Source organism: Azospirillum sp. FG154 (assembly GCF_057809575.1).
In genome coordinates, this window is the sequence record NZ_JBMDKF010000032.1 from 48,748 (window position 1) to 62,451 (window position 13,704).

Consider the following 13,704-nt stretch of genomic DNA (forward strand, 5'->3'; position numbering starts at 1 on the left):
CGCTTCGCGGGAGAGGGGACCGTTCCCACTCCATGGATCGCTCCCTCTCCCGCGTGAGCGGGGGAGGGCCGGGGAGGGGGCAAACGCAACGGCACCTCCCCAACCATCCCCCCACCAACCCTAAGGATCCCCGCCATGACGATCCACGAGGTTCTTCTGTCGCTGACCGGCGTCGAGGCGACCTACAACCACGCCATCCGCGCGTTGTCGGGCGTCAGCCTGACGGTGCGGACGGGGGAAATCGTCGCCTTGCTCGGCGCCAACGGGGCCGGGAAAAGCACGGCGCTGAAAGCGCTGTCGGGCCTGCTGGGGGCCGAGCGCGGCCAGATCACCGCCGGAACCATCGTCTATGACGGCGAGGATTCGGCCCGCCGTTCCCCGGCGGATCTGGTGCGGCGCGGGCTGGTCCAGGTGTTGGAGGGGCGGCACTGCTTCCGCTCGCTGACGGTCGAGGAGAATTTGATCGTCGGCGGGCTGGGGCGGAAGGCGGGGCGGGGCGAGCTGCGGCGCGAGTTGGACCGCGTCTACGGCCTGTTCCCCCGGCTGCGCGACAAGCGCGGCGCGCTGTCCGGCCTGACCTCCGGCGGGGAACAGCAGATGACGGCCATCGGGCGGGCGTTGATGGCGCGGCCCCGGCTGCTGGTGCTCGACGAACCGTCGATGGGGCTGGCCCCGCTGGTGGTCGAAAGCATCTTCGCCGCCCTGAATGCCCTGAACAAAGACGACGGCCTGTCGATCCTGGTGGCCGAACAGAACTCCACCGTCGCCCTGCGCCACGCCGACCGCGCCACTGTGCTGGAAAACGGTCGCACGGTGCTGGAGGGCGCGGCGGCGGATCTCCGCAAACGCGACGACGTGAAGGCCTTCTACCTCGGTTTCGGCGTCGCCGACGCCGCCTGATCCGCCTCGAACCAACCCAAAACGACATCCAATCAAGGACACGACGCAATGACCACAGCCACGCTTGAAAAGGCCACGCTTGAAAAGGCTCCGGCCACAGAGGCTTTAAAAGGGGTTCCCGGCCTGCCGCGCCCCAGCCAACCCGCCCACGTCGTCAAGGACGACGCCGAAGCCGTCGCGGTGGCCGAGGCGTTGGCCCGCGACGTCATCGGCACGGCGTCGCAACGCGATCTGAACCGCGAACTGCCGGTCGCCGAACTGGGCGCCTTCTCGCAAAGCGGCCTGTGGTCGATCAACGTGCCCAAGGCGTTCGGCGGGCCGGAGGTGTCCTACGCCACGCTGACTCGGGTGGTGCAGATTCTGTCCGCCGCCGATCCGTCGCTGGCCCAGATCTCGCAAAACCATCTGGGCGTCGTCGCCGCCATCCGCACCGTGTCGGACGAGGCGCAGCAGCGCCTGCTGTTCGGCGAGGTGTTGCAGGGCGTGCGCTTCGGCAACGCCTTTTCCGAATTCGGCAGCAAGCGCGCGGTCGATTTCGAGACGCGCTTCACCGACGCGGGCGATCATGTGATCGTCACCGGGCGGAAATTCTATTCGACCGGCGCGCTGTTGGCGCACCGCGTTCCCATCGTCGCCTTGGACGACCAGGGCCGCGCCTGGTACGCTATCGCCGACCGTGACGCGCCCGGCCTGACGGTCATCAACGACTGGTCGGGATTCGGCCAGCGCACCACCGCCAGCGGCACCGTCATCCTCGATCAGGTCAAGGTGCCGAAGACCCATCTGGTGCCGGGCTACAAGGGCTATGAAACCCCGACCGCCGACGGCGCGATTTTCCAGATCATCCAGGTGGCGGTCGACATCGGCATCGCCGAGGCGGCGATCCGGGACACCATCGAGTTCGTCCGCACCCGCACCCGGCCCTGGGTGGACAGCGGGTTGGACCGCGCGTCGGACGATCCCTACACCATCCAGGCGATCGGCGGGCTGACGCTGCGCCTGCACGCCGCCGAAGCCTTGCAGGAAAAGGCCGGTCTGGCGGTGGACGCCGCCGTCGCCGCGCCCAGCGCCGAGTCCGTCGCCAAGGCGCAAATCGCGGTGGCCGAAGCCAAGGTGCTCAGCACCGAAATCGCCATCGAGGCGACGAACAAGCTGTTCGAGCTGGCGGGAACCCGCTCCACCCTGGCCGAACACAATTTCGACCGTCATTGGCGCAACGCGCGCGTCCACACGCTGCACGATCCGGTGCGTTGGAAATACGCGATCCTCGGCAACTACGCGCTGAACGGGGTGAACCCGCCGCTGCACGCCTGGAGCTGAGCGGTCGGGCCGTCAAAGGGCGGCGCGGAGCGATCCGCGCCCGCCTTTTGGTCTGGGCGATGGCGCGATCAGAAATCCAACCGTCCTTGCAAATCCTGGAATGAACTTTCCCCGAAACAATGGACACTGGTGGGTTATAGGGCCTGAAGCTCGGCCTGCTCAGGGGGATGTCGTGGATCGCAGAGTGCAGGCGTTGGCAATTATGGTTCGGCGTCTCTACGCGCGGATGTTGTCCTGAACGGCGCTTTGGCGTCGCCACGCTTGCGCATAGCGCCTCAAACCTTGGGTGTTGTGGACGTTGGTTGAAACAGTGGTGTAGGCAGGGTCCGCCCTGTGCCCGGCAGAGTCCCGCGCCGCCAATCGCGCCGCTCCGGCGCTGGTCCCGGTGGCGCTGTCCGACGCCAAGATCGGGTTCTGGGTCAACGTGGCAAGCGCCTGTAAGAACAGGCCGTTGCGGGCGAATGGTCCCTCGACGATGGTAGGACCGTCGGCGCGCAGACAATTGAGCATTTCGACGGTCATCAGGGCGCAATGGAGGCTGGCCGCCGCCGCCCGCTCGCCGGGCGACAGGGTGGACGGATCCAGGCTCCAACCACCGGCGGGCAAGACGAGGACCGCGTCCCGCAAAACCCGGTCAATCTCCGCGTCGGTCGGGCCGGTCGGGTCGCGGTCGGTCAGCCGGTCATACGTCCGCCCGCCCATGAAGCGGGCGGAGGGAACCGGGCGGCCCAAGGCGTCGACGTTCGCCAACATGTCGTGATCGGCGTCCAGCCCGGACAACGAGCCGCCAACCGCCAGCGCGATGATCCAGGTGCCGGTTGAGACCACCGACACGGGGGCCGGGCGCGCCAGAATGTGCGGCAGCAGCGAGGCGTTGGAATCATGGATGCCGCAATGAACGGGGATCGGCCCCAGCCCGACCTGGGCCGCGATGTCCGGGCGCAGCGGCCCCAGCGCGTCGAAGGCCGAGCGCAGGGGCGGGAATTTCGCGCGCCACCCGGCCCGCTCGACAAGACTGGAGAAGGTCGCGGCGGCGGGCGCCCACAGGTCTGTGTGGCAGCCGAGCGAGGTCGCCTCGCTCGCCGCCACGCCGCTCAACCGCCACGCCCAATATTGCGGGTAGGTCAGGATGTGGCGCGCGCGGGCGAAGGCGTCGGGGAAGCGGCGCTGCAACCAGAACAATTGCCGTCCGAGATTCAGACCGCCGGGCAATGACGGCGAGAAGCTTTCCCGAAAATCCGGGCGAAGCCGCTCATACTCGTCCGCGATCTCATCAGGCAGGGAGCTTTCATAATCCAGAATGGGCAGAACGAGGCCATCACCGTCCACCAACGCGGCGGCGGCCCCGTGGGTGGTGATGGACAGAGCGTCCACCCGGTGCGGCGAGGCGGCCTGGGTCAGAGATTCCAACAGGAAAGACCACAGCCGCTCGGCGTCGGCGTGTGGATAAGGGCCGTCGGTCAGAACTATGTTCGGCTGGCTGGCGACGAACAAATCCGTTCCCTCCGCCAAGTCATGAATCACCAGCTTGGCGTTGGTTTTGCCGATGTCGAAAACGGCGATGAAGCGGGGATCCGCCATGTGTCAGGCCATGTGGAAGAGTGTGGGGAGCGGCGTGACGAGCGGCTCGTCGTCGGGTTTGACCAGCATCAGATCGGCCATCATCGCCCACCATCGGCGCATCACCGGATGGGCGGGCAGGGCGTCCATGCCATGGTCGCGCCGCCGCCACAGCACGGCGAACAGGTGGTTGGTTTCACGGTCGAGATGGATCGAGTAATCGCGAACGCCCGCCTCCTTCAACAGCGCCAGCAGTTCGGGGAAAATCCGGTCGTGACGGGCCTGGTATTCGGCCTCCATTCCCGGCTTCAGCACCATGCGGAAGGCGATTTTCTCGTGCGTGGCGTTGTTCATGGGGCGGATCTCCGCAGCCGCAGGGACAGTTTGCGGGCCAGGATGGGCAGGGCGATGACGGCGATCAGCATGGCGCCGACGACGATGGACATGATGATTCCCGACACGTTCAACAGGCCCAGCCCGAAGGTCAGCAGCCCCATGACCAGCGCGGCCAGCACCACGCCGGGGATCGTGCCGACCCCGCCGGTGATCGACACGCCGCCCAGCACCACCATGGTGACGATCTCCAACTCCCAGCCGGTGGCGATGGACGGGCGGGTTGACCCCAGTCGGCTGGTCAGCATGACCGACGCCAGTCCGGCGGCCAGCCCGGTGGCCAGAAACAGCCAGAATTTGACCCGCCGCACCCGCAGGCCGGAGAAGGCGGCGGCGGTCGGGTTGTGGCCGATGGCCCGCACGGTCCGGCCAAAGGCGGTGTGGTGCAGCAGAAACCCGGCCAACAGGGCCAAAGCCAGAAAGGCGGCGAACTCGAAGGACAGCCATTCCCAGACATAGCCTTGCCCGAAATAGGAAAAACCGTCGGGGTAGCGGGTGTAGGCCCCATCGCCGAGAAGACCGTAGGCCAGCCCCCGGAACAGGCTCATCGTGCCGATGGTGGCGACGATGGAGGGCAACTCCAGCGCGGTGACGAGCAGGCCGTTGACCGCGCCGCAGGCCAAACCGGCGGCCAACCCCGCCGCCGCGACAACCGGCGTCGGCAGCCCGGCGGCGGCGGTCGCCCCCATGATGGTGGAGGAGAACGCGATGATCCCGGCGACCGAAATGTCGATTTCGCCAGCCAGGATCACGAAGGCCAGCGCCAGGGCGACGATGGCCTTTTCGGTGAAATTGAACGTCGCGTCCGACAGATTCCAGACGTCGAGAAAATAAGGGGACGCCAGACTGTTGGCGGTGAAGATCGCCAGGATGAGGGCGAGCAGCAGCGTTTCCCAGCTTTTCAGCAGCGTGACGAACGGCGCGTCGGCGCGGTCGGGAATGACGCGGACGGGGGGCGGCGGCGCGTCCCGGCCATGGTCGGCGGCGAACGGCGCGTTGGGTGTCAGCATGGTCATGCTCCGGCCTCCCGTCCGGCGTCGAGCCGCCGAAGGATGATGCGGCCCTTGGCGCGCTCGGCCCGCGTGTTGAGGATGACGGCGGCGATGATGATCGCGCCGGAAATGCTCATTTGCCAAAAGGGGGAAACGCCGACGACCGGCAGCGCGTTCTTGATGACGCCCAGGAACAGCGCCCCCAGAACGGCGCCCGCCACCGACCCGACCCCGCCGCTGATCGACACGCCGCCGATGACGCAGGCGGCGATGACGTCCAGCTCAAACCCGGCGGCGACGTCGACATAGGCGACGGCGAAGCGCGACACCCACAGATAGCCGCACAGCCCGGCGAGCAGCCCGGACAGGCAGAAGGCGCGGAACACGGCGCGGCCCGCGTCGATGCCCGCATAGACCGCCGCCGTGGGGTTGCCGCCGACGGCGTAAAGCGCCCGGCCCGCCGCCGTGCGGGTGAAGACCAGCGCCGCCAGACCGATCACCGCCACCGCCAGCCACGCCAGAACCGGCAGGCCCAGCAGCGTTTCGCGCGGCAACGCCAGATAGGCGGGCGACATCTGGAAGGTGTTCACCCACTCGCCCCCCGACAGCACGAAGGCCGCGCCCCGGAAGATGGTCAGCGTGCCCAGCGTGACGACGATGGAGGGAAGACCAATCTTCCACACCAGCAGGCCGTTGACGGCCCCCAGCCCCAACCCCATTCCAGCCGACGCCAGGACCAGCAACGGCACGGGCAATTCCGGGTGGGCGGCGTTCAGCATGGCTCCGGCCATGCCGGTCAAAGCGAGGTTCGCGGCGACCGACAGATCGATGGAGCGGGTGAGAATCACCGCCGTCTGGCCGATGGCCAGAATGATGAGGATGGCGCTGTCGGTGAACACCGCCGCGAGGTTGCCGGGCGCGACGAAATCCGGCGCGCGCGACGCGATCAACCCCAGCAGGATCGTTCCGGCGATCAGCAGCAGGGCTTCGCGCGATTTCAACAGGGGGTGGGGGGCGGTCATGCCGCAAGCTCCGCGTTGGCGTCCATGTTTCCGGTGGCCGCGCGCACCAAGATTTCGGCGGACAGGCCGTCCCGGTCGTAGAGCCGGACCGGACGCCCGTCGCGCATCACCAGCACGCGGTCGCTCATGCCCAGGATTTCCGGCAGTTCGGACGAAATCATGATGACCGCCAGCCCTTGCGCGGCGAGTTCGCTGATGAAGCCGTGCACCGCCGCCTTGGATCCGATGTCGATGCCCTTGGACGGTTCGTCGAGGATGATGATGTCCGGGCGGGTGGCCAGCCATTTGCTGATGACCACCTTTTGTTGGTTGCCGCCGGACAGGGCGCCGACCGGCTGGGACAGCGACGCCGCCCGCAGGTCGAGCCGCTGGGCGTAGCGCCGCGCCAGGGCGAATTCCGACGCCGGACGCAGGATTCCGTTGCGGCTGACCTCCGCCAGCGAGGCCAGCGTGATGTTCTCCGCAATCGGCATGGCGAGCACCGCGCCGTGCCGCCCGCGCTCCTCCGGCACATAGACCAGACCGGCCTTGATGGCGTCGCCGGGGGAACGGATGACCGTGTCGCGCCCCTTGATCCGCACCCGCCCGCGCGACGGTCGGGTGACGCCGAACAGCGATTGGCAGAGTTCGGAGCGCCCGGCCCCGACCAGCCCGTACAGCCCCAAAATCTCGCCGCGCCGCAGATGGAAGCCGACGCCGTCGAATTCGGTGGGGTGGGAATAATCCTCCACCTCCAAAACCACCTCGCCGGGGGTGACGGCGATTTTGGGAAAGGTCTGTTCGACGGGACGGCCAACCATCAGATGGACGATCTCCGCCTGATCGGTGTCGGCCAGCGATCCCGCCCCCACCGAACGCCCGTCGCGGAACACCGCGTAATCGTCGGCGATGCGGAACACCTCTTCAAACTTGTGGCTGATGAACAGGATGGCGCGGCCCTGCGCCTTCAGACGCTCGACGATGGCGAACAGCTCCTCGGCCTCCTTCTGCGACAGGGCGGCGGTCGGCTCGTCCATCACGATGACCCGCGCGTCCACCGACAGGGCGCGGGCGACCGCCACCAGATGGCGTTGGCCGATGGAGAGATCCTTCAACCGCGCGCGCGGCCCGAACGGCGCGTCGAGCGTGCGCAGCAGCGCCCCGGCCCGCTCGACCATCGCCTTGCGGTCGAGCAGCCCGAAGCGCGTCGTCGGGGCGTGACCGGCGAAGATGTTTTCCGCCACGCTCAACTCGTCGAACAGCACGGTTTCCTGATGGATGGCGGTGATCCCGGCGGCCTCGGCGGCGGCGGGCGCGGCGAAGGCCACGGGCGCGCCGTCGATCAGGATGTCGCCGCCGTCGGGGCGGTAAATGCCGGTCATGGTTTTGACCAGCGTCGATTTCCCCGCGCCATTCTCGCCGATCAGCGCGGTGACGCGCCCGGCGCGCAGGGACAGATGAACGTCGGACAACGCGCGGACGCCGGGGAAAATCTTGGTGATTCCCCGCATTTCCAGAATGGGCGGCGGGGATGCGGAGGGGACAGGGCGGAACACGGGCATGGGGACGCCTTCCTGTCGGGAAGCCTGGCGGCGGAAATCCTGGACGGGGCGATGGGCTGGCGGCTGTGGCGACGGATCCGACAGGGACGGGCGGTCGCCGTGACCGCCCGTCCTGTTGGATCGCGCGGGACCGGATCAGAAGATTTTGGCGAACTGGTCGATGTTGGAGGCGTCGTAGGTGAACGGCTCGCTCATCGCCGCTTCGCCGTTCGGGCCGATGGCGATATCGCCCATGCGGCCCGCTTTCAGCGTGGTTCCCGCCGCGCTGGTCGCCTTGGCCTTCACCAGATCATAGGCGAGCAGGGTGGCGGTGTAGCCAAGGTCGATCGGGTTCCAAATGGCGAAGGATTTGCTGGCCCCCGACTTGATGGCCCCGGCCATTTCCGACGGCAGACCAAGGCCGGTCACATAGACCTGTCCGATCTTCCCGGCGTCCTTCACCGCTTGGGCGGCGGCGACGATGCCGACGGAGGTCGGGGCGATGATGGCCTTGACCTCCGGGTGAGCCTTCAGCAGCGCCTGGGTTTCGCGGTAGCTCTTGTCGGACAGATCGTCGCCATAGACCGTGGCGACAAGCTTGAGGCCGGGAAAGCCGGGCAGCGCTTTTTTCATCTCCTCGATCCAGATGTTCTGGTTGGTCGAGGTGGCGGTGGCCGACAGGATCGCCACCTCGCCCTTGCCGTCGGGCAGGGCGGCGGCGGCCAGCTTCAGGTTGGTGGCGCCGATCAGGGCGTTCGACGACGGGTTGAGATGCAGCATCCGGCCCTTGGCCGCCACGCCGGAATCCCAGGAAATCACCTTGACGCCGCGCTGCATCGCCTTGCTCAGCGCGGGAACCAGCGCGTCGGGGTCGTTGGCCGACACGGCGATGGCGTCCACCTTTTGCGAAATCAGGGAGTTGATGACCTCGATCTGACCTTCGGCGGTGGTGCTGGTCGGGCCGGTGTAGATGATTTCGACGTTGCCGACCTCTTTCGCGGCGTCTTCGGCACCCCGGCGGGCGGCTTCAAAAAAGCCGTTGCCGAGCGACTTGACGACCAGCGCGATGCGGATCTTGTCCTGCGCGGCGGCGGGGGCGGCGACCAGGCCGACCGCCAGGGCCATCGGCAGAACCATGCTTTTCCAAAAGGACATTGTTTGTTTCCTCCCAGGTTTTGGTTTTGTTTTGCAACGCCGCCCCATCGCGGGCCTGTTCCCGCAGGGGGGCGGATGTCCGTCGGTCAGGCGACTTCGGACGACGCCTCCCGTCCCTTGTTTTCGGCGCTGGCGACGATCAGGCGGACGCCCGCCGCTTCGATCATGCGGGCGGCGGCGTCGCTGACGCCGTCGTCGGTAATGATGGTGTGCGCCCGTTCCAGCGGAACGACGATCATGGCCGAGCGGGTCTCGAACTTCGAGGAATCGACCAGTACCACCAGCTCGTCGGCCTGACGCATCAGGCGCTGTTCGGATTGGATGATGAGCGGATCGCCCTCCGCCACGCCATAGGCGGAGACGCTTTGCGCGCCCATGAACATCCGTCTTGCGCGGAAATGAGCGATTCCGTCGTTTTCAAACGGGCTGAGGATCAAGCCCTGCTCGCGATAGACCGCGCCGGCCGGCAGCAGCACCGTGCATTTGGAATGCTTGATGAGATGCTCGGCGATCATGAAGGAGTTGGTCATCACCTGCATCTGACGATCCATCATGTGATGGACCATCTGGAAGGTGGTGGTGCCGCCGTTCAGGATGATGGCGTCGCCGCTTTCGCACAGATCCACCGCCGCGCGGGCGATCAGGCGCTTTTCCACCTGATTCAAGCTTTCCGCCATGCGGAAGGGGCGACCGGCGATGCTGCCATAGGGCGACGGGCTGAGCGCTTCGGCCCCGCCGCGCACCTTGCGCAGTTTCTTTTGCAGCGCCAGCGCGGCGATGTCCCGGCGGATCGTGGCGTCCGAGGCGCCGGTCAAATCGGTCAGATCGGCCACGGAGGCGACCGACCGGCTTTGCACCAGCCCCAGAATGATCCGATGGCGTTCGCTTTCGAGCATGCGATCCTCCCTTTCACAAACTGTTGCCCCAACGAACGACTGGCGTCAATCATTTCCAGTCAAAATTTTTCATGAATCGATATGTTGTGATTGAATATGATTGTTCATGTTGACTTTTGACGGAACGGACGATCATGGTGTGCGGCGTCAGCGGCGGCGATGGACCGCCGGGGCAACGCTGGGGAGGAAACCAAATGCTGAACGTGACCGGCGCCAAGCGCCTGGAAAACCTGTGGGATGACGCGGTCGCCGACGCGCTGGACGAGCCGGGCCGACTGCTGTACCGCTCCAATCTTCTGGGTTCGGACAAGCGAATCACCAATTACGGCGGCGGCAACACGTCGGGAAAAATCGTCATGACCGATCCGCTGACCGGCGAGGAGACGCCGGTTTTGTGGGTGAAGGGGTCCGGCGGCGACGTCGGCACGATGAAACGTGACGGCTTCTCAACCCTCTACATGGACAAGCTGAACCGGCTGCGCGCGCTCTACCGGGGCGAAGCGCACGAGGATGAGATGGTCGGCTATCTGCCGCACTGCACCTTCAACCTCAACCCGCGCGCCGCGTCCATCGACACGCCGCTGCACGCCTATTTGCCCTATCGCCACGTCGATCACATGCACCCGGACGCGGTCATCGCCATCGCCGCCACGGAAAACAGCCGCGCCATCACGCAGGACGTTTATGGCGACGACATCGGTTGGCTGCCCTGGCGCCGCCCTGGCTTCCAACTTGGCCTGGAACTGGCGGCCTTCGCGGCGGAACACCCGACCGCCCACGGCGTCGTGTTGGAAGGCCATGGCCTGTTCACCTGGGGCGACAGTTCCAAGGACTGCTACGAAACGACGTTGCGCGTCATCAACCAGGCCATCGCCTGGTTTGAACGGGAAACGGCGGGCAAGGTCGCCTTTGGCGGCGCGGCGACGCAAACGCTGCCCTCGGCGGAGCGGCGGGCTGTGGCGGCGCGGTTGATGCCGGCGATTCGTGGGTTGATCGGCGGCGACGAAAAGAAGGTCGGCCATTTCGACGACGGCGACGCCGTGTTGGAATTCGTCAATTCCACGGATCTGCACGCGCTGGCGGCGCTGGGCACCTCCTGCCCCGATCATTTCCTGCGCACGAAGATCCGCCCGCTGGTGCTGGGGTTCGATCCGGCGGCGGGCAACCTCGACGCGGTGATCGACGCGGTGATTGGCGGGTTGGCCGACGCGGTGGAGACCTATCGTCAGGATTACGCGGGTTACTACGAGCGTTGCCGCCGCCCGGATTCGCCCGCCATGCGCGACCCGAACGCCATCGTGTTCCTGGTCCCCGGCGTCGGCATGCTGACCTTCGCGCGCGACAAGGCGACGGCGCGGATCGCGGGCGAGTTCTACGTCAACGCCATCAACGTGATGCGCGGCGCCTCGACCGTCAGCCGCTATTGCGGCCTGCCCGAACAGGAAGCCTTCGACATCGAATATTGGCTGCTGGAGGAAGCCAAGCTGCAACGCATGCCCAAGCCCAAGGCGCTGGCCGGGCGGGTCGCGCTGGTGACGGGGGCGGCGGGCGGCATCGGTCGCTCCACCGCCGAACGGCTGTTACGCGACGGCGCTTGCGTGCTGCTGGCCGACATCGACCGCGCGGCGCTGGACGCGGCCAAGGACGACCTCGGTCGCGCCTTTGGCAAAGACCAGGTGCGCGCTGTTTCGCTGGACGTGACCGACGAGGCCGCCGTCCGCGACGGCTTCGCCGAGGCCTGCGTCGCGTTCGGCGGTCTGGACATTCTGGTCTCGAACGCGGGCATCGCGTCCTCCGCCCCCATCGAGGACACGGAGCTGTCGCTGTGGACCCGCAACATGGACATTCTGGCCACCGGCTATTTTCTGGTGGCGCGCGAGGCGTTCCGGCTGTTCCGTCGCCAGGGGCTGGGCGGGTCGGTGGTGTTCGTGGCGTCGAAAAACGGGCTTGCCGCCTCGCCGAACGCGGCGGCCTATTGCACCGCCAAGGCGGCGGAAATCCACCTCGCCCGCTGTCTGGCGCTGGAAGGGGCGTCGATGGGCGTCCGCGTCAACGTCGTGAACCCGGACGCGGTGCTGCGCGGCTCCAAAATCTGGACCGGCGAATGGCGGGAGCAGCGCGCCGCCTCCTCCAACCTGTCGGTCGATCAGCTTGAGGAGCATTACCGCAACCGCTCCCTGCTCAAGCGCTCCGTCTACCCGGAGGATGTGGCCGAGGCCATCGGCTTCCTGGCGTCGGACAGCGCGGGGAAATCGACCGGCAACATCATCAACGTCGACGCGGGCAACGCCCAATCCTTCACGCGCTGAGCCATCCAGGCAGGGCGTCAACGAAAACGACGATGTGGGGAGGAAAACCATGACCGAGCTTCCGATCAACGGCGACGTCATCGAACGGTCGAACGAGGGCCTGTGGGCGGCGCTGTCCACCGACTACGCCGCCTTGGGCGAAAAATTGGCGCGGCGCGGCGTGGACATCGACGCCCTGACCGCGCGGGCGGCGGCCTTTTGCGTCGCGCTTCCATCCTGGGGCGTGGGCACCGGCGGCACGCGTTTCGCCCGCTTTCCTGGAATTGGCGAGCCGCGCGGCATTTTTGAAAAGCTCGACGATTGCGCGGTGATCCACCAGCTTGGCCGGGCGACGCCACGGGTGTCGCTGCACATTCCCTGGGACGCGGCGGACCCGGTCGAACTGAAAGCGAAGGCGGACAGCCTTGGCCTTGGCTTTGACGCGATGAACTCCAACACCTTTCAGGACCACCCCAAGGATCCGCGCCAACCGCTGTCCTACAAACACGGCTCGTTGTCGCACGCCGACCGGGCGGTGCGCGATCAGGCGGTGGAGCACAACATCGCCACCATCGAGCTGGGGCGGTCCATCGGCTCGACCGCGCTGACCGTCTGGGTCGGCGACGGATCGAACTTTGCCGGGCAATCCGATCTGGGCCGCGCCTTCGACCGCTATCTGGAATCGATGAAGCGGATCACGGCGGCGCTGCCCGACGATTGGCGCGTCTTTTCCGAACACAAGATGTATGAACCGGCCTTTTACTCCACCGTCGTGCAGGATTGGGGCACCAGCCTGATGACGGCGCAGGAGTTGGGGGAGAAGGCCTTCTGCCTCGTCGATCTCGGCCATCACGCGCCGAACGTCAACATCGAGCAGATCGTCTCGCGCCTGATCCGGGTCGGGAAGCTGGGCGGCTTTCATTTCAACGATTCCCGCTATGGCGACGATGATCTCGACGCCGGTTCCATCGACCCGTTCCGCCTGTTTCTGGTCTTCAACGAGCTGGTCGGCGCGGGCGAGCGGTTGGAGGCGCTGCGCCCCGCCCACATGATCGACCAGTCGCACAACGTCACCGATCCCATCGAAAGCCTGATCCGCTCGGCCAACGAAATCCGCCGCGCTTACGTCCAGGCCCTGCTGGTGGATCGGGGCGCCCTGGCCGGGTTCCAGGAGGAGAACGACGCGTTGATGGCGTCGGAAACCCTCAAACACGCCTTCCGAACCGACGTGGAGCCGATTTTGGCCAAGGCGCGGTTGGACGCGGGCGGCGCCATCGACCCGATCCGCGCCTACCGCGACAGCGGCTATCGCGCAATGGTGGGAGCCAAGCGCCCAACCGCCTTGAGCGGCGGCGGTGGAATCGTCTGACGAGGCGAGAAAAGCCTGATGACGATGAATCCTTGATTGCAAAGCTGGAAATTTTCGTTCCAGTCAATTGCAAGAGTCAGGGCGCGCAAGACCCGAATCCAATCGCTAAGCCGTTGATCCTAGAGCGCGATCAACGGCTTCTGCTGTTTCTGCGATCCTGCGTGACTTCAGGGTAGAACCCACCAAGCCCTTGTTCCAGAACAAGAGTTGCACTTCAGGATAGAACCTGCCCAACCTACAAATTTTGTTGCAACCGGATTGAAGTGTCAGCGGTTTTTGCAAAGTAGGA

The 13,704-nt window shown here is 66.3% G+C and carries 12 protein-coding genes; 4 read left to right on the forward strand and 8 right to left on the reverse strand.

Going from position 1 to position 13,704, the window contains the following annotated elements:
- Window positions 1-135 precede the first annotated feature (135 nt).
- Window positions 136-900 carry an ABC transporter ATP-binding protein gene (locus tag ACODS4_RS25115; protein ID WP_488868404.1) on the forward strand — a complete coding sequence of 255 codons (765 nt, stop codon included), beginning with the start codon at window positions 136-138 and terminating at the stop codon, window positions 898-900.
- Window positions 901-948: 48 nt separating this feature from the next.
- Window positions 949-2,220, forward strand: a complete 1,272-nt coding sequence (locus ACODS4_RS25120; protein WP_488868405.1) for an SfnB family sulfur acquisition oxidoreductase — start codon at window positions 949-951, stop codon at window positions 2,218-2,220.
- Window positions 2,221-2,436: 216 nt separating this feature from the next.
- Here ACODS4_RS25120 and ACODS4_RS25125 read toward each other — a convergent pair whose 3' ends face one another.
- The 7 genes from ACODS4_RS25125 to ACODS4_RS25155 form a co-directional block, all read right to left on the reverse strand.
- A complete protein-coding gene (locus ACODS4_RS25125) occupies window positions 2,437-3,801 on the reverse strand; it encodes an FGGY-family carbohydrate kinase (RefSeq protein ID WP_488868406.1) in 1,365 nt (454 codons plus the stop codon).
- Between the two features lie 3 nt (window positions 3,802-3,804).
- Window positions 3,805-4,134, reverse strand: coding sequence for an L-rhamnose mutarotase (locus tag ACODS4_RS25130; protein ID WP_488868407.1), 330 nt, complete (start codon window positions 4,132-4,134; stop codon window positions 3,805-3,807).
- Window positions 4,131-5,189, reverse strand: coding sequence for an ABC transporter permease (locus ACODS4_RS25135; RefSeq protein ID WP_488868408.1), 1,059 nt, complete (start codon window positions 5,187-5,189; stop codon window positions 4,131-4,133). Before ACODS4_RS25135 ends, ACODS4_RS25130 begins: the two co-directional genes overlap by 4 nt.
- Window positions 5,186-6,187: an ABC transporter permease gene (locus tag ACODS4_RS25140; RefSeq protein WP_488868409.1), complete on the reverse strand. Its 1,002-nt coding sequence runs from the start codon at window positions 6,185-6,187 to the stop codon at window positions 5,186-5,188. The genes ACODS4_RS25135 and ACODS4_RS25140 overlap by 4 nt, the downstream gene beginning before the upstream one ends.
- Entirely contained in the window at window positions 6,184-7,728 is a 1,545-nt protein-coding gene (locus tag ACODS4_RS25145) for a sugar ABC transporter ATP-binding protein (RefSeq protein ID WP_488868410.1), read from the reverse strand. Before ACODS4_RS25145 ends, ACODS4_RS25140 begins: the two co-directional genes overlap by 4 nt.
- A gap of 135 nt (window positions 7,729-7,863) precedes the next feature.
- Window positions 7,864-8,862: a rhamnose ABC transporter substrate-binding protein gene (gene rhaS, locus ACODS4_RS25150; protein ID WP_488868411.1), complete on the reverse strand. Its 999-nt coding sequence runs from the start codon at window positions 8,860-8,862 to the stop codon at window positions 7,864-7,866.
- Between the two features lie 86 nt (window positions 8,863-8,948).
- Entirely contained in the window at window positions 8,949-9,758 is an 810-nt protein-coding gene (locus tag ACODS4_RS25155) for a DeoR/GlpR family DNA-binding transcription regulator (RefSeq protein ID WP_488868412.1), read from the reverse strand.
- A 194-nt stretch (window positions 9,759-9,952) separates the two neighbouring features.
- Here ACODS4_RS25155 and ACODS4_RS25160 point away from each other — a divergent pair, with 194 nt between their 5' ends.
- Together ACODS4_RS25160 and rhaI are read left to right on the forward strand one after the other, a co-directional pair.
- Window positions 9,953-12,067, forward strand: a complete 2,115-nt coding sequence (locus ACODS4_RS25160) for a bifunctional rhamnulose-1-phosphate aldolase/short-chain dehydrogenase (protein WP_488868413.1) — start codon at window positions 9,953-9,955, stop codon at window positions 12,065-12,067.
- A 49-nt stretch (window positions 12,068-12,116) separates the two neighbouring features.
- Window positions 12,117-13,415 (forward strand): L-rhamnose catabolism isomerase, encoded by a 1,299-nt coding sequence (gene rhaI / locus ACODS4_RS25165; protein ID WP_488868414.1) that lies wholly within the window; start codon window positions 12,117-12,119, stop codon window positions 13,413-13,415.
- Between the two features lie 105 nt (window positions 13,416-13,520).
- Here rhaI and ACODS4_RS25170 read toward each other — a convergent pair.
- Window positions 13,521-13,704: hypothetical protein (locus ACODS4_RS25170; RefSeq protein ID WP_488868415.1), on the reverse strand; the 184-nt coding region annotated here is incomplete at its 5' end.